This is a genomic window from Streptomyces sp. NPDC006458 (genome assembly GCF_040612135.1).
GTDB lineage: Bacteria > Actinomycetota > Actinomycetes > Streptomycetales > Streptomycetaceae > Streptomyces.
Genome location: NZ_JBEXPR010000008.1, coordinates 41,182 through 62,932 on the forward strand (window position 1 = coordinate 41,182; position 21,751 = coordinate 62,932).

The 21,751-nt window shown below is 70.4% G+C and carries 19 protein-coding genes and 1 riboswitch; of the genes, 4 read left to right on the forward strand and 15 right to left on the reverse strand.

Features of this window, described 5'->3' with window-relative positions; translation table 11 throughout:
• Positions 1–702: 702 nt before the first annotated feature.
• The 5 genes from ABZZ79_RS12915 to ABZZ79_RS12935 all read right to left on the reverse strand — a co-directional run bounded on the left by ABZZ79_RS12915 (position 703) and on the right by ABZZ79_RS12935 (position 6,105).
• The gene (locus ABZZ79_RS12915) at positions 703–1,893 is read right to left on the reverse strand and encodes a hypothetical protein (protein WP_356688970.1); all 1,191 of its coding nucleotides are present in this window, start codon (positions 1,891–1,893) and stop codon (positions 703–705) included.
• Between the two features lie 29 nt (positions 1,894–1,922).
• Complete coding sequence (locus ABZZ79_RS12920) at positions 1,923–2,939, reverse strand: NlpC/P60 family protein (protein WP_356688971.1); 1,017 nt, start codon at positions 2,937–2,939, stop codon at positions 1,923–1,925.
• 194 nt (positions 2,940–3,133) lie between these two features.
• Entirely contained in the window at positions 3,134–4,168 is a 1,035-nt protein-coding gene (locus tag ABZZ79_RS12925) for an NlpC/P60 family protein (protein WP_356689158.1), read from the reverse strand.
• A 275-nt stretch (positions 4,169–4,443) separates the two neighbouring features.
• On the reverse strand, positions 4,444–5,793 hold the full coding sequence (locus ABZZ79_RS12930; RefSeq protein ID WP_356688972.1) for an NYN domain-containing protein: 1,350 nt from the start codon (positions 5,791–5,793) through the stop codon (positions 4,444–4,446).
• 72 nt (positions 5,794–5,865) lie between these two features.
• Complete coding sequence (locus tag ABZZ79_RS12935) at positions 5,866–6,105, reverse strand: hypothetical protein (protein ID WP_356688973.1); 240 nt, start codon at positions 6,103–6,105, stop codon at positions 5,866–5,868.
• Between the two features lie 155 nt (positions 6,106–6,260).
• Here ABZZ79_RS12935 and ABZZ79_RS12940 point away from each other — a divergent pair, with 155 nt between their 5' ends.
• Both ABZZ79_RS12940 and ABZZ79_RS12945 read left to right on the forward strand, forming a co-directional pair.
• Positions 6,261–7,007 (forward strand): rhomboid family intramembrane serine protease, encoded by a 747-nt coding sequence (locus ABZZ79_RS12940; RefSeq protein ID WP_356688974.1) that lies wholly within the window; start codon positions 6,261–6,263, stop codon positions 7,005–7,007.
• A complete protein-coding gene (locus ABZZ79_RS12945) occupies positions 7,004–7,285 on the forward strand; it encodes an Lrp/AsnC ligand binding domain-containing protein (protein WP_356688975.1) in 282 nt (93 codons plus the stop codon). Before ABZZ79_RS12940 ends, ABZZ79_RS12945 begins: the two co-directional genes overlap by 4 nt.
• A 161-nt stretch (positions 7,286–7,446) precedes the next feature.
• Here the strand turns inward: ABZZ79_RS12945 and ABZZ79_RS12950 are convergent, their stop codons facing one another.
• The 6 genes from ABZZ79_RS12950 to ABZZ79_RS12975 all read right to left on the reverse strand — a co-directional run bounded on the left by ABZZ79_RS12950 (position 7,447) and on the right by ABZZ79_RS12975 (position 14,614).
• The gene (locus ABZZ79_RS12950; protein WP_356688976.1) at positions 7,447–8,808 is read right to left on the reverse strand and encodes an aminotransferase class V-fold PLP-dependent enzyme; all 1,362 of its coding nucleotides are present in this window, start codon (positions 8,806–8,808) and stop codon (positions 7,447–7,449) included.
• Positions 8,809–9,003: 195 nt separating this feature from the next.
• Positions 9,004–9,119: riboswitch (SAM riboswitch) on the reverse strand.
• A gap of 75 nt (positions 9,120–9,194) precedes the next feature.
• Positions 9,195–10,259, reverse strand: coding sequence for an anthranilate phosphoribosyltransferase (gene trpD / locus ABZZ79_RS12955; protein ID WP_356688977.1), 1,065 nt, complete (start codon positions 10,257–10,259; stop codon positions 9,195–9,197).
• A 121-nt stretch (positions 10,260–10,380) separates the two neighbouring features.
• Positions 10,381–12,042, reverse strand: a complete 1,662-nt coding sequence (locus ABZZ79_RS12960) for a cytochrome bc complex cytochrome b subunit (RefSeq protein ID WP_356688978.1) — start codon at positions 12,040–12,042, stop codon at positions 10,381–10,383.
• Positions 12,039–13,106 carry a Rieske 2Fe-2S domain-containing protein gene (locus ABZZ79_RS12965; RefSeq protein WP_356688979.1) on the reverse strand — a complete coding sequence of 356 codons (1,068 nt, stop codon included), beginning with the start codon at positions 13,104–13,106 and terminating at the stop codon, positions 12,039–12,041. The genes ABZZ79_RS12960 and ABZZ79_RS12965 overlap by 4 nt, the downstream gene beginning before the upstream one ends.
• Complete coding sequence (locus tag ABZZ79_RS12970) at positions 13,103–13,915, reverse strand: c-type cytochrome (protein WP_356688980.1); 813 nt, start codon at positions 13,913–13,915, stop codon at positions 13,103–13,105. The genes ABZZ79_RS12965 and ABZZ79_RS12970 overlap by 4 nt, the downstream gene beginning before the upstream one ends.
• A gap of 78 nt (positions 13,916–13,993) precedes the next feature.
• Complete coding sequence (locus tag ABZZ79_RS12975; RefSeq protein WP_356688981.1) at positions 13,994–14,614, reverse strand: heme-copper oxidase subunit III; 621 nt, start codon at positions 14,612–14,614, stop codon at positions 13,994–13,996.
• A 146-nt stretch (positions 14,615–14,760) separates the two neighbouring features.
• Here ABZZ79_RS12975 and ABZZ79_RS12980 point away from each other — a divergent pair, with 146 nt between their 5' ends.
• A complete protein-coding gene (locus ABZZ79_RS12980) occupies positions 14,761–15,162 on the forward strand; it encodes a hypothetical protein (protein ID WP_356688982.1) in 402 nt (133 codons plus the stop codon).
• A 326-nt stretch (positions 15,163–15,488) separates the two neighbouring features.
• On the opposite strand, the gene ABZZ79_RS12985 is transcribed toward ABZZ79_RS12980, so the two are convergent.
• The 4 genes from ABZZ79_RS12985 to coxB all read right to left on the reverse strand — a co-directional run bounded on the left by ABZZ79_RS12985 (position 15,489) and on the right by coxB (position 19,972).
• Complete coding sequence (locus tag ABZZ79_RS12985) at positions 15,489–16,751, reverse strand: Ig-like domain-containing protein (RefSeq protein ID WP_356688983.1); 1,263 nt, start codon at positions 16,749–16,751, stop codon at positions 15,489–15,491.
• Between the two features lie 130 nt (positions 16,752–16,881).
• Positions 16,882–17,280 (reverse strand): cytochrome c oxidase subunit 4, encoded by a 399-nt coding sequence (locus ABZZ79_RS12990; protein WP_356688984.1) that lies wholly within the window; start codon positions 17,278–17,280, stop codon positions 16,882–16,884.
• The gene (ctaD, locus tag ABZZ79_RS12995) at positions 17,277–19,016 is read right to left on the reverse strand and encodes a cytochrome c oxidase subunit I (protein ID WP_356688985.1); all 1,740 of its coding nucleotides are present in this window, start codon (positions 19,014–19,016) and stop codon (positions 17,277–17,279) included. The genes ABZZ79_RS12990 and ctaD overlap by 4 nt, the downstream gene beginning before the upstream one ends.
• Positions 19,013–19,972, reverse strand: a complete 960-nt coding sequence (gene coxB, locus ABZZ79_RS13000) for a cytochrome c oxidase subunit II (RefSeq protein WP_356688986.1) — start codon at positions 19,970–19,972, stop codon at positions 19,013–19,015. Before coxB ends, ctaD begins: the two co-directional genes overlap by 4 nt.
• 287 nt (positions 19,973–20,259) lie before the next feature.
• Between coxB and ABZZ79_RS13005 the strand changes: the two genes are divergently transcribed.
• On the forward strand, positions 20,260–21,645 hold the full coding sequence (locus ABZZ79_RS13005; protein WP_356688987.1) for an aminotransferase class V-fold PLP-dependent enzyme: 1,386 nt from the start codon (positions 20,260–20,262) through the stop codon (positions 21,643–21,645).
• Positions 21,646–21,751: the final 106 nt, after the last annotated feature.

The following is a 21,751-nucleotide window of genomic DNA, read 5'->3' on the forward strand; positions in this document are numbered from 1 at the left end:
CCCGGACGGCCCGCTCGGTGCGCTGAGCCGCCCTGGCGGCCCAGCGATCGCCGTGCTGGACGGCGAGGCGGCCTGAGCCGGGCAGCCCGCTCGGGCGTCGCGCCCAGCGGCCCGCCCGGTGCGCTGAGCCGCCCTGGCGGCCCAGCGATCGCCGTGCTGGACGGCGAGGCGGCCTGAGCCAGGCAGCCCGCTCGGGCGTCGCCCCGGGCGGCCCGCCCGGTGCGCTGAGCCGCCCCGGCGGCCCAGCGATCGCCGTGCTGGACGGCGAGGCGGTCTGAGCCAGGCAGCCTGCTCGGGCGTCGCGCCGGACGGCCCGCTCGGACGTCGCGCCGGACGGCCCGCTCGGACGTCGCGCCGGACGGCCCGCTCGGTGCGCTGAGCCGCCCTGGCGGCCCAGCGATCGCCGTGCTGGACGGCGAGGCGGCCTGAGCCGGGCAGCCTGCTCGGGCGTCGCGCCGAGCGGCCCGCTCGGTGCGCTGAGCCGCCCTGGCGGCCCTCAGTGCCGCGCGGGCCGGGTCGCCGGGGCGCGGGCGGCTGTCCACCGCCGGGAAAGGCCTCGGGCGAGACCCGGCGTGGCCCGGCCCCGGCTCCGGCTCCGGCTCCGGCTCCGGCTCCGGCTCCGGGCGATCCCCACCCCGGCCCTGGAGGGCGGCGAGCCGGACGACAGCAGCCCGAGCGGCCCGCCCCGCCACCGCCGGACTCTCAGCCCAGCCGAGCGCGCAGATACTCCCGCCACCGCCCGGTGAAGTCCTCCAGCGAGGTCCCCAGCACCTCGGTCATCGCGTACTCCACCGCCCCGACCCGCCCCCCGTGCCGCCCCACCGCGCGGTAGAACTCGCCGAGCCGCTCCTTGCCCCACTGCTCGGCGATCATCCGGCAGGCCAGCCAGCCGCCCTCGTAGGCCTGGGCCAGCGCGGCCGAGTCGCCCTCGAAGCCGAAGTCGCCGTCGGCTGGCAGCGCCGCGGGGAGGCGGCCGTCGGTGACCGCACGGGCCAGCTCGGGCGCGGCCTCCACGGGGGTGCGCCCGGTGTCGCGGTAGCCGACCCAGTCGGCGTACCCCTCGGACAGCCACAGCGGGGTCGCCGCGTTGGTGTGGGCGCGGGTGGCCACATGGGTGGTCTCGTGGGTGAGCACCACCTGCCGGCCGGTCGGACCGAGCAGCGCGTACGCGTCGGGGTTGACGATGACCCGGTCCGCGGGCGCCCGCGCCGAGCCGCCGACCTCGCCCGTGGTCACCGCGGCGATGCCCCGGTAGCTGGAGGCCGGGGAGCCGAGCAGCCCGGCCATGCCCTTCAGCGACTCGGGCACCAGCACCACCACACGCCGGTTCCACGCACCGCCCCAGGCGTCCGACACGGCCGGTACGGCGTGGTCGGCCAGGCCCGCGAAGTCGCGCAGGGAGTCCGTGGAACGCCCGACGCCGAGCACGATGCTGTGCCGGCCGCGCACCACCGCCACCTCGCCCTGGTCCCAGAGCTGCTGCCCCGACTTCCGCGCGGGCCGGTCCGACACCACCCGCCAGCGCCCGTCCGGGGCCCGGGTCAGGCTCAGGGTGCGCCCGGCGACCACCGGGGCCGCGTCGTAACCGGTGAAGCGGTAGCGCAGCTCGGCGTCGGCGGTGGCCCGGTCGCCGTCCCGGCGCAGGCCCGTCACCTTGTACTCCCAGTCCTCCAGCGGTACGGCCCGCAGCCGGTCGTACGCCGTCGCGGTCCCGGTCGCCCGCCAGGCCGCGGCGTCCCGGTCGACGATCGCCTCCGCGCGCCGGTCCAGCAGCCGCTGCACCTCGCCGCGGGCACTGTCCTGGACGGCCGGGCGGGCACAGCCGGCCGGGGACACGAGCAGCGCGCAGAGCACCGCGACTCCCGCGCCCCATGCCCGCCGTCGACCAGCCATCTTTCCGATCGTAAGGCCGACGGGCCCGATCAGACCCGGGTCACCGAGGCGACGGGCATCATCCCGACCGGGTCGTAGCGCACCGGGGCACCCGGGTAGGGGGCGTGGATGACCTGACCGTTGCCCACGTACATGCCGACATGGCTGGCGTCCGAGCGGTAGGTCACCAGGTCCCCGGGCCGCGCCTGGGACAGCGGCACCTGGCGGCCCGCGACGCGCTGGCCCTGCGAGGTGCGCGGGATGGCGATCCCGGCCTGGGCGTAGGACCACTGCGTCAGGCCCGAACAGTCGAAGCCGCTGGGCCCGTTGGCGCCCCATACGTACGGTCTGCCCAGCGCGGAGCGGGCGGCGGCCACGGCCGCGGCGGCGCGGCCCGAGGCCGGGACGCCGCCGGCCAGGCCGGACAGGTCCGAGCGGCCGGAGCGGGAGGAGCGGTCGAAGGCGGCCCGCTCGGCGTCCGGCAGCGAGTTCAGCAGCCGCCGGGCCGCGGCGAGTTTGCGCTCGACCGTGCGCTTGTGGGTGGCGACCGCCGCACGGCTGCGTTCCAGGTCCTTCAGCCTGCCGGACGCCTCCGCGCGCTCCTGGGCGAGCTCGCGCAGGGCGCTGCGGAGGTCCTTGAGCTGCCCGGCCTGGCGGGCGGAGATCCGGTTCAGGGTCGCGGCCTTGTCCAGGTAGTCGTCCGGGTCGTCGGCGAACAACAGGACGACCGAGGGGTCGAAGCCACCGGAGCGGTACTGGGCTCCGGCCAGCGAACCGAGCACCTCCCGAAGGGAGTTGACGCGCTCCTGCTGCCGGGCGAGCCGGGCCCGCGCGTCGCCGACCAGGCCGCGCAGTTCATCGGCGCGCTCGTCGGCCCGGTTGAATGCCTCGGTGGCCTTCTCCGCCTCGGCGTAGAGGCGGTCCACCCGGGCCCGGGTGTCCTCGTGCGGCGTGGCCACGGCGGACGTGGCGGCCGGTACGGCGCCGACGGCCGCGGCGGACAGGGCGCACAGGGCGCCGATCCCCCGGTCGAACCCGGACGGTGCAAGGCGGCGATGAGAGCCCACGCTGGCCGCGCTCCTTCCACTGGCTGGCTGGAAACGCGGCAGACAGTAGCCCCGCGACGGGGCACCGGCCAAAGACCTTCGCGGGCACACACAGTGACGCCCCGCCGCTGACGCAGGTCAACGACGGGGCGTGGGGTGATCGAAGGACGCCGGAATTCGCCCGTTCGGGCGGCACCCGACGCGGGGAGCGAGCGTCAGATCCGGACGCCGAACTGGAAGGGCATGTTGCCGATCGACTCGTAGCGCACGACCGTGCCGCTGCGCGGGGCGTGCAGCACCTGGCCGTTGCCCGCGTAGAAGCCGACGTGGTGCTGGTCGCCGTAGAAGATGACCAGGTCGCCGACCATGAGGTCGGACTGGCTGTAGATGCGCGTACCGGCGTTGGCCTGGGCCTGCGAGGTGCGCGGGATGGAGACACCGGCCTGGGCGAACGCCCAGGAGGTCAGGCCCGAGCAGTCGAAGGAGGACGGGCCGGAGGCGCCGTAGACGTACGGCGAGCCGATCTTGCTCTGGGCGGCCTGGAAGGCGGCCATGGCACGGCCGGAGGCGGGCTGGGCGTCACCGAGGTCGACGCGCTCGGCGGAGGACCGGGTGGCGCGCGCCTCCTCGGCGGCGATGGCGGCCTTCTCGGCGGCGGTGAGGGAGTTGAGCAGCTTCTGCGCCTCGGCGAGCTTGCCCTGGACCTCTTCCTTCTTCTTGCCGAGCTCCTCGCGGGTGGAGGCGAGGTCCTTGAGCTTGTCGGTGGCCTCGGCGCGCTGCTGGGCGAGTTCGCGCTGCTTGTCCTGGATCTTCTTCAGCGCGTCGACCTGCTGGGCGCTCAACTGGTCCAGCGTGGAGGCCTTGTCGAGGTAGTCCTCGGGGTCGGACGAGAGGAAGAGCTGGACGGAGGGGTCGATGCCACCGCTGCGGTACTGGGCGCTGGCCATCGAACCCAGGCCGTCGCGCAGCTCGTTGAGCTCCTCCTGGCCGCGGGCGACGTTGTCCTGGACGGTGGAGATCTCCTTCTGGAGCTTCTCCTGCTTCTCCTTGGCGCCGTTGTACTTCTCGGTGGCCTGCTCGGCCTCCTCGTACAGCTTGTCGACCTTCGCCTTGACCTCGTCCTTGGTCGGCTTCTCGCTCGGGGCCGCGCTGGCGGCCTGGGCGCTGAGAGCGACGGCAGCGGCGGCTGCGGTGGTCAGCACGGTCACACGAGTGCGGCTCGGCTGCTTCGGTCGACGGTGGGACGCCACGGGGAGCGACTCCTTCTTGGGGGTGATCACCCGATCGGAGGTTCGAGGCATGACCCTAGTGACCTTGCTGTGATCAGTTCAAATCCTGAGCCAAAAAACTCCCTCACGGAGCGCATTCTTTGCCCACAACTCACATGCGGTAATACGCGCTTGACGCTACGTTGCGTAAGGACCAGGCCAATTCGGACAATCGGGCTGTACGTTGCGCTTGGTGCGTACGTTGCCGATGGGACAAACGGTGGCGCCGGCCCGGGACAGGCCGGCGCGTCCGGGTCTCAGCCGCGCGAGAAGCGCTTGAGCAGCACCAGCGAGGCGACCGGACGGGCACCCACCCGGGCCACCCCGTCGGCCACCTCACGGTCGGTGGAGGCCACGATGACCGGCCGGCCCGGCGGCTCGGCCCGCACCAGCTGACGGATCAGCTCGTCGGCGGTCACACCCGGCTTGGAGAACAGCACCCGCACCCCGCGCGGCGGCGCCAGCAGCACCGGCGCGGCCAGCTCCGCCCCGTCGAAGACACAGGTGACCTCGGCACCGGTCTGCGCGGCGAGCTGCGCGAGCTGACCGAGCAGCCTCAACCGCTGCTTCTCCAGCGGCATCTGCGGATAGCCGGTCTTGGTGACGTTGTAGCCGTCGACCACGAGATGCGCCTGCGGCAGCGCCAGCAGCTGGTCCAGGATCGCCGGGTCGTCCTCCGACAGCGCCCGCGCGGCGATGTCCTTCGGGGTCATCCGGCCCGGCTCGACGGCGTCCACGGTCTCCGCGGGCCGCACCGACACCGGTGGCAGGGCGAGTTCACGGCGCAGCCCCTGGGCCGCGTCCAGCACGGTGTCCAGCAGCAGCCGCACCCGCATGTCCTCTACGCTGCGCCCCTCCCGGGCCGCCTTGCGGCTGGCCTCCAGGGCGGCCTCGGTCTCCCCCAGCCGCGCCTTGAGCCGCCGCGTCTCGCTCTCGGCGGCGGACACCTGCGCATGCCCCTCGGCGCGTACGGCGTCCATCTCGGCCTGCGCCTTGCGCAGCGCGGCCTCCCCGCGCTTGACGTCGCTGACGGCCGCGCGCAGCTTGCGGTGAAGCGATTCGGCTTCCTTGCGGGCCGACTCCAGCTCGGCGCGCAGCCGCTCGGTCTCGGCGCGGGTGTGGTCGCGGGCGGCGTCCAGTTCGGTACGCAGCCGCTCCAGTTCGGCGCGGCTCTCCTCGTCGGCGCGTTCGGCGTCGGCGCGCAGCGCCTCCTCGCCGGCCGCCGCCACCAGCTTCACCCAGCCGGCCGGGCGCAGTACGTAGGCCGCGGCCGCCACGTCCAGCGGGTCCGCGGCCGGGGGCGGGGCACCCGAGTCGAGCGCGCCGCTCAGCTCGGGCTGGGCCTCTCTGAGCTTCTCGCCGATCCGCTGCCGGAACACCGGGTCGGTCTCCAGCGCCGAGGCCATCGCGTTGCCCGCGAACTTGGCCCGGCGGTTCGGGGCGAACCGGGCGTACTGCCTGAGCTGTGCGGGCAGTTCACCGACGGTCAGGCCGCCGAAGCCGTCCGAGACGATCTGCACGACCCGGCGCCGCACACCGTCGGGCAGCGGACGGTCGAGCACCTCGGCGGCGCCGTCGCCCGGCCCCCCGCCTGTGGTCTCCACCATCCGTCACACCCCAATGCTGTGCGGGACCCTCCCCCGCTCTCGACTTCGCTTCGAGCGGGGGGACCCCGATCCTCAGGCGCCGGCGCCCGGCCTGTCCACCAGTTCCACCTGATCCACCGCGTTGCACCAGCGGCAGCGGACCGACTCGATGGTCTCACTGACCACCTCACGCTCCTCCACGCTCGGCTCCCCGGCGAGGTCGAGGTGGACGTACTCCACGACCTTCGACGAGCGGGTCACGTCGAAGCGGGTGAGGTTGCCGCACAGGGTGCAGCGCCACCGGGTGGTGGCGGTGGGCAGGGGAACCGTCATCGTGACTGTTCGCTTCCTTCTAGTCTCCGTGACGCGTCGACTTCCCGACACGTGTGGCTCGTAACCCTACGGCCTGGCGACGTCACTGTGCCCGTCCGTCCACGGCGGCGAGGCGGTGTATGCCTATGCGTCCAGTTACGTCATGCTCTGTGTTCATGATCAGCGACTGGAACAGACGGGCCGGCCGGGTGGTGGAGGGGATGCACCGGCCGGTGGCGCCCGTGACGTACACACTGATCGCCCTGTGCTGCCTGATCTTCTTGGTCGGGCCGGCCGCCGGACTGAATCCGGCCTACGGGTCCGGGGACGAGCTGCTCGCCGCGCAGCGGGCCTACTTCCGGCGCTGGGGCGTGGTCCCGGCCGAGCTGTTCGAGGGCTCCGCGCGGGCGGCGCTCACCCCGGCGACGGCCCTGTTCGTGCACGGCAGCTGGGTGCACCTGCTCGGCAACATGCTGTTCCTCCACGTCTTCGGGGTGATGACGGAGGAGCGCCTCGGCCGCGTGGAGTTCACCCTCTTCTATCTGGGCTGCGGCTATCTCGCCCTGCTGGGCTACGCGGCCGCCAACGCCGACTCCGAGCAGTCGCTGGTGGGGGCGTCCGGGGCGATCTCGGCGGTGCTCGGGGCGTTCCTGTGCCTGTTCCCCCGGGCCCGGGTGACGAGCCTGCTGCCGTTCCTGTTCTTCCTGCCGCTGCGCTTCCCCGCCTGGATCGTGCTGCCGTTCTGGGCCGCCCTGCAGTGGCTGGCCGCCGGGCGGGCGCCGGAGGGGCCCGGGGTGGCCTACCTCGCCCACCTGGTGGGGTTCGGCCTGGGCTTCGGCTACGCGTGGGCCCGTCACGGGCGTACGACTAGAGTGAAGGTCACCCCGCCCACGCCCGCCCCCGAGGGAGAGAACCAGCCGTGATCACCGCGATCGTTCTGATCAAGACCAGCGTGGACCGGATTCCTGAGATCGCCGAGCAGGTGGCTTCGCTGGATTCCGTGAGCGAGGTCTTCTCCGTGACGGGGACCTACGACCTGATCGCGATGGTGCGGGTGCGGCAGCACGAGGATCTGGCCGATGTGATCCCCGGGCGGATCAGCAAGATCGCCGGGGTCGAGGCGACGGACACGCATGTGGCTTTTCGGACGTATTCACAGCACGACCTTGAGGCCGCGTTCGCGATCGGGCTGGATTCCTGACGCCTTCTGATTCAGGGGTGCGGATCTGCTTGCGCCTGCGGGCGGTTGGTGGCCGGCCGCGCCCACGCGGTGGCAGCCGCAGACCGAACACGGCCCCGCGCCTTGGAGGCGGCCGCGCCCACGCGGTGGCAGCCGCCCCGCGCCCCCTTGAGGGCGCTGCCTCACACCGCCGGAACGCAGCGGCCCTCTTCCGTCCTGTAGGTCCACTTCGCGCCCTCGGTCACCAGTTCCTTCACCGCGGCGACGAAGCGGTCGACGTGCTCGTCCGGGGTGCCCGCGCCGAAGCTCACCCGGATGGCGTTGAGGGACTTCTCCCCGGGCGCGGCCTCCGGGGCGCCGCACTCGCCCTGGGTCTGGGGGTCGCTGCCGAGCAGCGTGCGCACGAGCGGGTGGGCGCAGAAGAGGCCGTCGCGGACGCCGATGCCGTACTCGGCGGAGAGCGCGGCGGCGAAGTGGGAGCTGTTCCAGCCCTCGACGACGAAGGAGATCACGCCGACCCGGGGGGCGTCGTCGCCGAACAGGGAGAGCACCTTGACCTCGGGGACCTCGGCGAGGCCCGCGCGGACCCGGGCGATCAGCTGGGTCTCACGGGCGACCAGGTTGTCCCAGCCTGCCTCGGTCAGGGCCTTGCAGGCCGAGGCGATGGAGTAGGCCCCGATGACGTTCGGGGAGCCGGCCTCGTGCCGGGCGGCGCTCTCGTGCCACTCCACGTCCACGCCGCCGTCCTCACGCCGGGTGACAGTGCGGCTGGCTCCGCCGCCCGCGAGGTAGGGATCGGCCTCGCGCAGCCAGTCGGCGCGGCCCGCCAGCACGCCCGAGCCGAACGGGGCGTACAGCTTGTGTCCCGAGAAGGCGATCCAGTCCACGTCGAGGTCGCGCACGCTCACCGGGTGGTGCGGGGCGAGCTGGGCGGCGTCCAGCACGATCCGGGCGCCGTGCGCGTGCGCCGCCGCGGCCAGCTCACGGATCGGCCACAGCTCGCCGGTGACGTTGGAGGCACCCGTCACGCACACCAGGGCCGGACCGTACGGGTCGCGGGCGGCGAGCGCGCGCTCCAGGGTGCGCACGGCCTGGCCGGGGGTGCGCGGGGCGTCGAGGTAGCTGACCTTGGCGTCCTGCCAGGGCAGCAGCGAGGCGTGGTGCTCGGTCTCGAAGACGAAGACCTGGCAGTCGGCCGGCAGGGCGCGGGCGAGGAGGTTGAGGGAGTCCGTGGTGGAGCGGGTGAAGACGACCTGGTCGTTCTCCCGGCAGTCCAGGAACTCGGCGACGGTCCGGCGGGCGTTCTCGAAGAGGTCCGTCGAGAGCTGCGAGAGATAACCGGCGCCGCGGTGCACGCTGCCGTAGTACGGGGCGTAGGCGGCCACGTCGTCCCAGACCCGCTGGAGGGCGGGGGCGCTGGCCGCGTAGTCGAGGGCCGCGTAGGTGACCTCGCCGCCGGTCACGAGCGGGACGGTGACATCCCGGCCCAGAACGGGCAGCGGGGTGCAAACGGACTGGTCGGCGGCAGCGGTGGAGACGGACATGGCGGAACTCCCGTGAAGGCAGAAGGAATTCACCCCGCGAGCGGCGTGCGGACACGGCTCGGGCGTGGGTGAAGAAGTGAAAGAGAGATGCGGGGACGGGACTCGACGACCCGGGCCTGCCAGAAGGACAGGCCCTAGCGCATTCGCTTGCTCACGGAAGACTCCTCGACGACCAGGACCCCTGATGTCGCGAGGGGTCCGCGCTTGCCCTGAGCCCTGCGCTCACGGCCTGGTCTTCACCCGGGGCACCCCGCCACGGACGGAGGGTTGCCGGACAGTCGGCCGGGGCCGTATGACTGTCACTCATGACCTGTTGAGGAAAGTACGCGAAATGATCGCGGTCCCGCAACCCGTGTCCGGATCGCGGGACCGTCTCGTCGCACCGCTCAGGCGTTGGTCGCGCTCACCCAGCGGTCCAGGGTGCGCCTGGCCTCGCCCGAGTCGATCGCCTCGGCCGCCTTCGCCATCCCCGCGCGGATCTGCTCCGTCAGGGACGCGTCGGCCGGCTCCAGGGCCACCAGGGCGGCAGCGGCGTTCAGCAGGACCGCGTCGCGGACCGGGCCCCGCTCGCCGTCGAGGAGGCGGCGGGCCACCTCGGCGTTGTAGGAGGCGTCGGCGCCGCGCAGGGCTTCCACGGGGACCAGGTCGATGCCGACCTCGCGCGGGTCGAAGGTCTCCTCGGTGACCTTGCCGTCGCGGACCACCCACACCCGGGACGTGGCGGTGGTCGTCAGCTCGTCGAGGCCGTCGTCGCCGCGGAAGACGAGGGAGGAGTTGCCGCGCTCGGCGAAGACACCGGCCACGATCGGGGCCATCCGGGCGTCCGCGACACCGATGGCCTGCGCCCTGACCTTGGCCGGGTTGGTCAGCGGGCCGAGGAAGTTGAAGGTCGTGCGGATACCGAGCTGGCCGCGGGCGGCCGCCACGTGCCGCAGGGCCGGGTGGAACTTCACCGCGAAGCAGAAGGTGATCCCGACCTCGTCGGCGACCTCGGCCACCCGCGCGGGGGCCAGCTCCAGGTTGACCCCGAGCTTCTCCAGCACGTCGGAGGCGCCGGAGGCGGAGGACGCGGCCCGGTTGCCGTGCTTGACGACCTTCGCGCCGGTGCCGGCCACCACGATCGAGGCCATGGTGGAGATGTTCACCGTCTTGGCGCCGTCGCCGCCGGTGCCGACGATGTCGACGGTCGCCCCGGGCACCTCGATGACGTTGGCGTGCTCGTACATCGTGCGGACCAGGCCGGTGATCTCCTGGACGGTCTCGCCCTTGGCCCGCAGCGCCACCGCGAACCCGGCGATCTGCGCGTCCGTCGCCTCGCCGCGCATGATCCGGTCCATCGCCCAGGCGGTCGCCTCGGCGCTCAGGTCCTGCCCTTCGAGCAGGGCGTTCAGCACCAGGGGCCAGGAACGGCCCGCCGCGGTGTCGCCTCCAGCGGGGGTCACAGCGCTCATCAGCCGCTCCTGAGTGTCGTAAGAGAGTGTGATCCCAGCCTATCCAGCCCCGGGCAGGGCGAAGGGCCCCTGTCCGAACACCGGACGGGGGCCCTTCGCTGTGGCGTGGCGAACGCAGTGATCAGTGGTGGCCGTGGCCGCTCGTGATCTCCTTGTACTCGTCGACGGTCGCCTTCGGGATCTGGGAGTCCTCGCCGAAGTACGCGTTGCTGAGCTTGGCGCGCATCTTGTCGGAGCCCTTCACCTTGCGGGCGACACCGTTCTCGTCGACCGCCGGACCGATCTCGGCCGGCTTGTACTGCTCGTGCGCGGTGAGGGTGTAGAGCTGCTCCTGGCTGAGCGGCTCGTGCACCTCGATGTACTCACCGTGCGGCAGGCGCTTGATCGTGCCGGTCTCGCGGCCGTGCAGGACCTTGTCCCGGTCGCGGCGCTGGAGGCCCAGGCAGATGCGCTTGGTCGCGATGAACGCGAGGACCGGGCCGACGAAGAACCCGATGCGCACGAACCAGGTGACCGCGTTGATCGACAGCTGGAAGTGGGTGGCGACGATGTCGTTGCCACCGCCGATCAGCATGATGATGTAGCCGGTGACCCAGGCGACACCGAAGGCCGTACGGGTCGGGGCGTTGCGCGGGCGGTCCAGGATGTGGTGCTCGCGCCTGTCGCCGGTGATCCACGACTCGATGAACGGGTAGAGCGCGATCATGGCCAGGAACACACCGAAGAGCACCAGCGGGATGAACACGCCCAGGACGAGCGTGTGACCCCAGAAGTTGACCTCCCAGCCCGGCATGGCGCGGATCAGACCCTCGGCGAAGCCCATGTACCAGTCGGGCTGGGCGCCGGTGGAGACCTGGTCGGGCCGGTAGGGGCCGATCGCCCAGATCGGGTTGACGGACGCGATGCCGGCCAGGGCCGCGATGGCACCGAAGACCAGGAAGAAGAAGCCTCCGGCCTTGGCCATGTAGACCGGCAGCAGCGGCATGCCGACGACGTTCTTGTTGCTCTTGCCCGGACCCGCGAACTGCGTGTGCTTGTGGTAGAAGACCAGGATCAGGTGGCCGACCACCAGGCCGAGCATGATGCCCGGCAGCAGCAGGATGTGGATCGAGTAGAAGCGGGCCACGAAGTCGGTGCCCGGGAACTCCCCGCCGAACAGGAACATCGAGATGTACGTGCCGACGATCGGCACCGACAGGATGGCGCCCTGCGTGAAGCGGACACCGGTGCCGGAGAGCAGGTCGTCCGGGAGCGAGTAGCCGGTGAAACCGGTGAACATGCCCAGGACGAACAGCAGGAAGCCGAACAGCCAGTTGATCTCACGCGGCTTGCGGAACGCGCCGGTGAAGAACACGCGCATCATGTGCACGAACATGCCGGCGAGGAAGATGATCGCCGCCCAGTGGTGGATCTGCCGGATGAGCAGACCACCGCGCACGTCGAAGCTGATGTCCAGCGTGGAGGAGAAGGCCTCCGACATCAGCTGGCCCTGGAGCGGGACGTAGCTGCCGTGGTACTCCACCTCGTTCATCGACGGGTGGAAGAACAGCGTCAGATACACGCCGGTCAGGATGATGATGAGGAAGCTGTAGAGGCAGATCTCACCCAGCATGAACGACCAGTGGTCGGGGAAGATCTTGCGCATATTGGACTTGGCCAGGGAGAAGATCCCGAGCCTGCCGTCGGCCCAGTCGGCCATGCGCTCGCCGGCCCCAGCCTTCCCGCGGGAGCGGCCCGCCGCGTCGGTGGCCGATGTTGCGGTGTTGTTCTCGTTGGTGCTCATCCGCGCTCCCAGAAGGCAGGACCGACGGGCTCTTCGAAGTCGTCGAGCGCCTCGAGGTAGCCCTCGTCGTTCACGCCGATACGCAGCTGCGGCAGCGCGTGACCGGCGGGACCGAAGATCACGCGGGCGCCGTCGGACAGGTCGAAGGTGGACTGGTGACAGGGGCACAGCACGTGGTGCGTCTGCTGCTCGTACAGCGAGATCGGGCAACCGACGTGGGTGCAGATCTTGGAGTACGCCACGATGCCCTCGTGCGACCACGCAAGCTCTTGCTTGTCCTTGATGTCCTCCGGCTGGAGCCGGACGATCATCAGCGCGGCCTTGGCGATCTCGTTCTGGAACTCGTGGCTGTCCTCCTCCAGGCCCTCGGGCTTGGCGAAGGTCAGCGAGCCGACGGCGACGTCGGACGGACGCAGCGGCTCGTTGGTGTTCATGTTGACGATGAGCTTGCCCTTGCGCCACAGGGTGTGACGCAGCTTGTCCTCGGGCAGCGGGCCGAGGTCGCGCAGCAGCACGACACCGGACAGCGGCACCAGGGTGAGGGCGCCGAGCATGGTGTTGCGGATCAGCTTGCGACGGCCGATCGCGGATTCCTTGGTGCCCTGGCGGAAGTCCTCGTGGATCTGGGCCCGCAGCTCGGGGGACGCCTCGATCGGGTGACGCTCGTCGGTCATCTCCACGTCGGACATCAGGGTGCGGGCCCAGTGGACCGCGCCCGCGCCGATGCAGAAGAGGGCGGTGCCGAGGGTCAGGCCCAGCGCGAAGTTCAGCGCGTTGATGTGACCGAGCGGGAAGACGAAGATCGCCTTGTCGTGCGGGATCGCCACATAGGAGGCGATGAACCCGACGGTGGCCAGCATCGAGATCGTGAACAGCAGGGCGACCACACGCTCGGACCGCCGCGCGGCCCGCTCGTCGATGTCCTGGATCCGGTGCTCGTGGGGCGGCAGGCCCGGGTCGGCGAACGGGTTCTTCTCGTCCGCGACGCTCAGCGTGCCGTGCTCGTCGTGACCTGCGTGCGCCTCGGCGGGCAGGTTCTCTTCGGGAATGTCTTGGCTACTCATGACTTCTTGGCCTTTGCGGTCCGAGCGGCGACCCAGACGGCGACCGCGATCAGCGAGCCGAGGCCGAAGATCCAGCCGAACAGGCCCTCACTGACCGGCCCGAGGCCGCCCAGCTCCAGACCGCCCGGGTTCTCGGTGTCGTCGCCGTTGACCGCGTCGAGGTAGGCGATGATGTCCTTCTTGTTCTGCTCCGACAGGGTGGTGTCGGGGAACGAGGGCATGTTCTGCGGGCCCGTCTGCATGGCCTCGTAGAGGTGCTTGGGGTCGACGCCCTCGAGCGACGGAGCGTACTTGCCCTTGGTGAGCGCACCGCCCTTGCCGGTGAAGTTGTGGCACTGCGCGCAGTTGGTACGGAAGAGCTCACCGCCCTCGGCGATGTCCGCGCCCTCGGGGCCGTACTGCTCCTCGGTCGGGATGGTCGGGCCGGCGCCCAGCGAGGAGATGTAGGCCGCGAGCTGGTCGATCTCGGCCTGCGAGTAGATCGTCTTCTTCCGCGGCACCTGGGCGCCCTGGGAGGTGGCGGCCGGCATACGGCCGGTGCCCACCTGGAAGTCGACGGCAGCGGCGCCGACGCCGACCAGGCTCGGACCGTCGGAGGTGCCCTGACCGCCGGTGCCGTGGCAGCTGGAGCAGCCTACGGCGTAGAGCTTCTTGCCCTCATCGATGGCGAGGGACTGGGAGGTTTCATCGGCCTGCGCCTTGTCCGCGGGCGCGAACACGGCGTACAGCCCCCCGGTGGCCGCCAGCGCGAGGAGTAGGACGACGACCGCCGCCAGCGGATGGCGTCGTCGTGCGGAGAGCTTTTTCACGGATTACCCCGGTGTCAGGATCTTCTGCGTCGATGCTTCTGGATGTGCGCTTCGGGAAACGCGAGTGATCGGTTCCTGCTACTTGATCATGTAGATCGTTGCGAAGAGGCCGATCCAGACGACATCGACGAAGTGCCAGTAGTAGGACACGACGATGGCGGCCGTCGCCTGCTCGTGAGTGAACCTGCGGGCCGCGTAGGTACGGCCGAGTACCAGCAGGAAGGCGATGAGACCGCCCGTCACGTGCAGGCCGTGGAAGCCGGTGGTCAGGTAGAAGACCGAGCCGTACGGGTCGGAGGAGAGCGAGAGCCCGTCCTTCTTCACCAGCTCGGTGTACTCGTAGACCTGACCGCCGATGAAGATCGCACCCATGATGAAGGTGACGATGAACCACATCCGGAGCTTCTTGACGTCACCGCGCTCGGCGGCGAACACGCCGAGCTGGCAGGTGAGGGAGGAGAGCACCAGGATGGTGGTGTTCGTCGCCGAGAACGGGAAGTTCAAGGCCTCGGCCTGCTCACTCCAGAACTCGGGGCCGGTCACCGACCGCAGGGTGAAGTACATCGCGAAGAGGGCCGCGAAGAACATCAGCTCGGAACTCAGCCAGATGATGGTTCCGACGCTGGTGAGGTTCGGCCGATTGACCGACGGGTGCGCGTGCCCGGTTTCTACTGTCGTTGCTGTCGCCACGACCGACATTATGTCGGTCGCTTATCCCGCCCTCACTCCGGGGGGTGCCGTTCGGAGTGTTGCTGACCGCCGAACCAGTGTTGACGTGGTGTTCAGGGGAGTAACATCCGCCCCAAACGGCCCCGTCCGTACGACGCTGACGTCCCGGAGGAACCATGCAGCCGACCGCCACCGTGCTGGTCTACAGCGACGACTCCAACACCCGTGAGCAGGTTCGGCTGGCGACCGGGCGCAGGCCCGCCCCGGACGTCCCAGCGGTGCAGTTCCTGGAGTGCGCGACGCCGGCCGCGGTGCTCAAGGAGCTGGACCGCGGCGGTATCGATGTGTGTGTGCTCGACGGCGAGGCCGTGCCCATGGGGGGCATGGGGATGTGCCGGCAGATCAAGGACGAGATCTTCGAGTGCCCGCCGGTGCTGCTGCTGATCGGGCGGCCGCAGGATGCGTGGCTGGCCACGTGGAGCCGGGCCGACGCGGCGGTGACGCTGCCGGTGGAGCCGGTGGAGTTCGCGGCGGCGTTGGCATCTCTGCTGCGTTCCAAGCGGTTGTTGAGCGCCTGAGACGCCTGAGCGTCTTCCGGGGCGCCCTTGGCCCTTCCGGGGCCCGTGAGTGCCTTCGGAGCGCCTGAGTGCCTTCAGGGCTCCTGAGTGCCTCGGGGCGCCTGAGTGCCGTGCGGCTCCGCCGCGGGAGCGCGTGCACTCGCGGTCGAACGCCGCCCTGAAGGGGCGCGGGGAACTGCGCGACAAGCCACGGACGGCCGGCGGTCGCGCACAACCCGCGCCCCGAAGGCACTCAGGCGCCCCGAACATCCAGCACAGCCCCGCGCCCCTCAAGGGCGGCGTTCGGCCCCGGGTCCAGCGTGGCTCCGGGCCGCTCGCGGGGCTTCCTAGACGGCTGCCGGGCGTAGGCGGGCCGTGAGTTCCGGGTTCGGGGTCTCCGGGGTGCCGCCTACGATGGCGCTGCCTTTGCGCCATTTCTGCCAGCTGAGATTCCAGTCGCCGAAGCCGTTGCCGAAGGTCTCCATCGTGTTGCCCTCGGAGTTGACGACCTGGACGAGGTCCCCTTCACGGACGTTGTCGAAGAACCACTCGGCGTTGCCGGTGCTCATGCCGGTGCAGCCGTGGCTGACGTTGGCGTAGCCCTGGGAGCCGACCGACCAGGGGGCGGCGTGGACGTACTCGCCGCTCCAGGTGACGCGGGTCGCGTAGTAGACGGGCAGGTCGTAGGACTCGGCGGATCCCTCGGCGATGCCGATGCTGGTCCCGCGCATGCGTACGTAGTACTCCTTGCCCAGCACGACCTTGACTCCGTTGCGGGTGTCGAAGCCCGGTTTGCCGGTGGTGACCGGGATCGACTTGATCTCCTTGCCGTTGCGGTAGACGGTCATCCGGTGGCTGGAAGCGTCTGTCACGGCGATCACACTGTCGCCGGTGGTGATCTTCAGGGGCTTGGCCCGGCCGCCCCGGAGGCGGTCGCTGATCCTGACGCCGTCGAGTTCGCTGCGGACCCGAATGGTGGCCTTGGCGGGCCAGTAGTCCTTGGGCCGGTAGTGGAGCTCCGTGTCGCTCACCCAGTGCCAGACGCCGCCCGCGCGGGGGACGGACTCGACCCGCAGGGCGCGTTCCACGATGGCGCGCTGGGCGCGGTCCTTGACCGGCTTGGACAGTTCGGCGGTGATGGGCTGGCCGACTCCGTAGGTCCCCGTCCTGGGGCCGAAGGTGACGTCCAGGCGCTTCTTGGTGAGGGGTTTGCCGGTGTCGAAGGTAACGATTCTGCGGCCGGGGGCGCCGTCCTCGTCCTCGGTGCTCACACGGACCGTGTAGCGGGCGTCAGCGGCCAGCGGTGAGGTGCTGTGCCACCTCGTGCCGTCGGCGGAGAGTTCGCCCGCCACATGGCGCCCTGCGGCGTCCTGGGCGGTGACGTCGGTGATCCGGCCGTCGGAGTCCTCTGCGGTGATCTCCAGAGGCTTGTCCGGGTCGGCCTTCTTGTCCTCGTCGTCGGGCGTGTTGAAGGAGATCTGGTCCGCGGCGTCGTACGGCGCCGCCGACAGCGGGTTGCCGTCGCCGCCGCAGGCCGCGAGGGCGGAGCCCAGGGTCATCGCCAGCACGATGCAGCCGGCGACGGCACGGGTGCGCGGGGAGGTGTTCATGACTTCACGCTAGGAAGCTTCGTCAACGACGGCGCGCCGGGTGACTCGTAAGAGGGACGCACATTCGGCGAAACGGCGGAACCCGGACCCTCCTGACGGAGTGTCCGGGTTCCGGTGCGCTCAGCGCGTGTTACTGGGTGCGGTTCTCACCGCGGTAGTACTCGAAGACCCAGCCCCAGAGGCCGATCAGGATGATCGGCGCGGAGAAGTACAGCAGCCACCAGCCCACGGCGACGCCGAGGAAGGCCATCGCGCCACCGAAGGCCAGCGCGAGCGGCTGCCAGCTGTGCGGGCTGAAGAAGCCCAGCTCACCGGCGTCGTCCGCGACGTCGGCCTCCTTGTTGTCCTGGGCGCCGGTGTCGACACGCCGGGCGGTGAAGCCCAGGTAGAAGCCGACCATGACACACAGGGCGAAGGCGAGGAACAGCGCGGTGGTACCGGCCGGCTCCTTCGACCAGACGCCGTAGAACACGGCCATGGCGAGGACGAAGACGCCCAGCCACATGAACATCTTGCCCTGGATCTTCACTTGCCGGCCTCCTTGCCGCCCGCCAGCGCGGCGGCTTCCTGGCCACCGTGGCCCAGCTGCTCCAGCGCGGCGATCTCAGGGTGGTGCAGGTCGAACGCCGGGGATTCGCTGCGGATCCGCGGCAGGGTGAGGAAGTTGTGCCGCGGCGGCGGGCAGGACGTGGCCCACTCCAGGGAGCGGCCGTAGCCCCACGGGTCGTCGACCTCGATCTTCTTGCCGTACTTGGCCGTCTTCCAGACGTTGTAGAAGAACGGGAGGACCGACGCGCCGAGCACGAAGGAGCTGATCGTCGAGATCGTGTTCAGGGCGGTGAAGCCGTCGGCCGCCAGGTAGTCGGCGTAACGACGCGGCATGCCCTCGGCGCCCAGCCAGTGCTGGACCAGGAAGGTGCCGTGGAAGCCGACGAACAGCGTCCAGAAGGTCATCTTGCCCAGCCGCTCGTCGAGCATCTTGCCGGTGAACTTCGGCCACCAGAAGTGGAAGCCGGAGAACATCGCGAAGACGACGGTGCCGAACACGACGTAGTGGAAGTGCGCCACCACGAAGTACGAGTCCGAGATGTGGAAGTCCATCGGCGGCGAGGCCAGGATGACACCGGTCAGACCACCGAAGGTGAAGGTGATCAGGAAGCCGGTCGCCCAGAGCATCGGCGTCTCGAAGGACAGCGAGCCCTTCCACATCGTTCCGATCCAGTTGAAGAACTTCACGCCGGTCGGGACGGCGATGAGGAACGTCATGAAGGAGAAGAACGGAAGGAGCACGCCACCGGTGACGTACATGTGGTGCGCCCACACGGTCACGGACAGACCCGCGATGGCGATGGTCGCCGCGATCAGACCCTGGTAGCCGAACATCGGCTTGCGGGAGAAGACCGGGATGACCTCACTGATGATGCCGAAGAACGGCAGGGCGATGATGTACACCTCTGGATGGCCGAAGAACCAGAAGAGGTGTTGCCAGAGCAGCGCGCCGCCGTTGGCCGCGTCGAAGACGTGGGCGCCGAACTTGCGGTCCGCCTCCAGGGCGAACAGCGCCGCGGCCAGGACCGGGAAGGCCAGCAGGACCAGGACACCGGTCAGCAGGACGTTCCAGACGAAGATCGGCATGCGGAACATCGTCATGCCGGGAGCACGCATGCAGATGATCGTGGTGATGAAGTTGACCGAGCCGAGGATGGTGCCGAAGCCGGAGAAGGCCAGACCCATGATCCACATGTCGGCGCCGAGACCCGGCGAGCGGACCGCGTCGGACAGCGGGGAGTAGGCGAACCAGCCGAAGTCCGCGGCACCGTCCGGCGTGAGGAAGCCGGCCACGGCGACCAGCGAGCCGAACAGGTAGAGCCAGTAGGCGAACATGTTCAGTCGCGGGAAGGCGACGTCGGGGGCACCGATCTGGAGCGGCATGATCCAGTTCGCGAAGCCGGCGAACAGCGGCGTCGCGAACATCAGCAGCATGATCGTGCCGTGCATCGTGAACGCCTGGTTGAACTGCTCGTTCGACATCATCTGCAGACCCGGGCGGGCCAGCTCCGCACGCATGAGCAGCGCCATGACGCCGCCGATGCAGAAGAACGCGAACGACGTGACCAGGTAGAGCGTTCCGATGGTCTTGTGGTCGGTGGTCGTCAGCCACTTCACCACGACGTTGCCGGGCTGCTTGCGCCGGACCGGCAGCTCGTCCTCGTAGTACGAGTCTTCGGCTGCCCCGGCACCCTGAGGTTCGTTGAGGATGCTCACAGGTTGTTCGTCTCCCGGTTCTTCTCATGGGCGGTCTGCTCGATGCCCGCGGGAACGTAACCGGTCTGCCCCTTCTTGGCGAGGTCCTTCAGGTACTGCTCGTAACGCTCCGGCGAGACGACCTTCACGTTGAACAGCATCCGGGAGTGGTCGACGCCGCACAGTTCGGCGCACTTGCCCATGAAGGTGCCCGGCGAGTTGGGGGTCACCTGGAAGGCGTTGGTGTGGCCCGGGATGACGTCCTGCTTCATCAGGAACGGCACCACCCAGAAGGAGTGGATGACGTCGCGCGAGGTCAGGACGAAGCGGACCGTCTTGCCCTCGGGCAGGACCAGGGTCGGACCCGGGTTACCGGTCTGCGGGTTGCGCTCACCGGGCGTGCCACAGGCGTAGACACCGCCGGCGTTCGCCGGGAACGCCTTCTTGTAGCGGTCCGGGATCGCGTCCAGTTCCTTGGAGGTCTTGGCGTCGCCCTTGGAACCTTCGACGTTCTCGATGTAGTTGAAGCACCAGCTCCACTGGAAGCCGACGACGTTGACCGTGACGTCCGGCTTCTTGGACAGGTCGAGGAGCTTCGTCTCGTCACGGGCCGTGAAGTAGAAGAGGACCGAGACGATGATGATCGGGACCACCGTGTACAGGGCCTCGATCGGCACGTTGTAACGGGTCTGCGGAGGTACCTCGATCTTGGTGCGGCTGCGCCGGTGGAAGATGGCACTCCACAGGATCAGGCCCCACACCAGCACGCCGACGGCGAGCGCGGCGGCCCAGGAACCCTGCCACAGGGAGAGGATCCGCGGAGCCTCTTCTGTGGTGGGGGTGGGCATGCCAAGGCGGGGGAAGTCCTGCCATGTGCAACCGGTGGCGGTCGCCAGGACCAGGCCCGCGGTCAATGCCTGCAGCAGCTTCCGCCGCATCGGGCGCCGCGGCGAGCGGTCGGAGCCGTTGGGACTCACGTAGCGCCTTCCCGAGAGTCTCGCCCGCGCGATCGGCTGCGGCCTGCCCTGCTCGGTGGTCGGTCGCCGCCCTGCGTCGGGCAGGGGTTTGGATGTTTATGCGGACCAAACCCTAGCCGACGCCTTCCGGGGGTTCGCGGGGAGGGGTGCCTAGCGACGGGGGTGGTTCGCTGGTTTGGCGGGTGCGGGTCTCGTCGGGGCTTGTCGGGCCCCGTGGCGGAGCCTCCAGGGGCGCGGTCCGGCGCCCCTTTTGGGACGTTGACCTGCCGACGTTCTAGCTTTGTCGTGTGTCCTACTTCGATGCTGCTTCCAGTGCGCCGCTCCATCCCGTTGCCCGTCAGGCCCTGTTGGCCTCTTTGGATGAAGGGTGGGCCGATCCCGCGCGGTTGTACCGGGAGGGACGGCGGGCCCGGATGCTGCTGGACGCCGCTCGTGAGGCCACCGCGGACGCGGTGGGCTGCCGGGCGGACGAGGTCGTGTTCACCGCGTCCGGCACGCGGGCCGTACACGCGGGCGTCGCGGGGGCATTGGCCGGGCGACGGCGCGTCGGGCGCCACCTGATCGTGTCATCGGTCGAACACTCCTCGGTACTCCATTCGGCGGAGCTGCACGAGGCGTCGGGCGGGACGGTGACCCGGGTTCCGGTGGGGCGCGAGGGCCGGGTCTCCCCGTCCGCGTACGCCGATGCCCTCCGGGACGACACCGCGCTGGCGTGTCTCCAGTCGGCCAATCACGAGGTGGGCACCGTGCAGCCGGTGGCCGGGGCGGCCGAGGTGTGCCGGGCGGCGAGGGTGCCGCTGCTGGTGGACGCGGCGCAGTCGCTGGGGTGGGGGCCCGTCGAGGGCGACTGGTCCCTGTTGACGGCCAGCGCCCACAAATGGGGTGGTCCGTCCGGGGTCGGGCTGCTGGTGGTGCGCAAGGGGGTGCGGTTCGCCGCTCAGGGACCGGTCGACGAGCGGGAGTCGGGGCGGGCCGCCGGGTTCGAGAACATCCCCGCGATCGTCGCGGCCGTCGCCTCCCTGCGGGCCGTGCGCGCGGAGGCCGGCCAGGAGGCCCGGCGACTGCGCGAACTGACGCACCGCATCCGCACGCGGGTGCCCGAGCTGGTGGCGGACGTGGAGGTCGTCGGCGACCCCGAGCACCGCCTGCCCGGCATCGTCACGTTCTCCTGCCTCTACGTCGACGGGGAAGCCCTGCTCACCGAGCTGGACCGCACCGGTTTCTCCGTCTCGTCCGGATCGTCCTGCACGAGCAGCACCCTGACGCCGAGCCATGTGCTGAAGGCGATGGGAGTGCTCAGCGAGGGGAACGTACGGGTCTCGCTGCCCGCGGGGACGCCGTCGCAGGACGTGGACCGGTTCCTGGACGTCCTGCCGGGAGTCGTGACCGCCGTACGGGAGAAGCTCGGGGCCCCGGCGGCCGAGCCCGTGGTCCGCTCGGCGGAGGCGGACGAGCTGGTCGTCGACTCCCTCGGCAAGCGCTGCCCGATCCCGGTCATCGAGCTCGCCAAGGTCATCGCAACCGTGCCGGTCGGCGGCACGGTCCGCGTCCTGTCCGACGACGAGGCGGCCCGCCTGGACATCCCGGCGTGGTGCGAGATGCGCGGACAGGAGTACCTGGGCGAGGAACCGGCGGAGAGGGGGACGGCCTACCTGGTACGGAGAGTCGGCTGACGGCTGGGGGTAAGGGTCCGCCTGCGACACGGGCCCGCCCGCCGCACCGCGAGGCGCAAACTGGAACTCCAGCGACCCACACATTCCCGGAGGCGGCCCGGGGAAC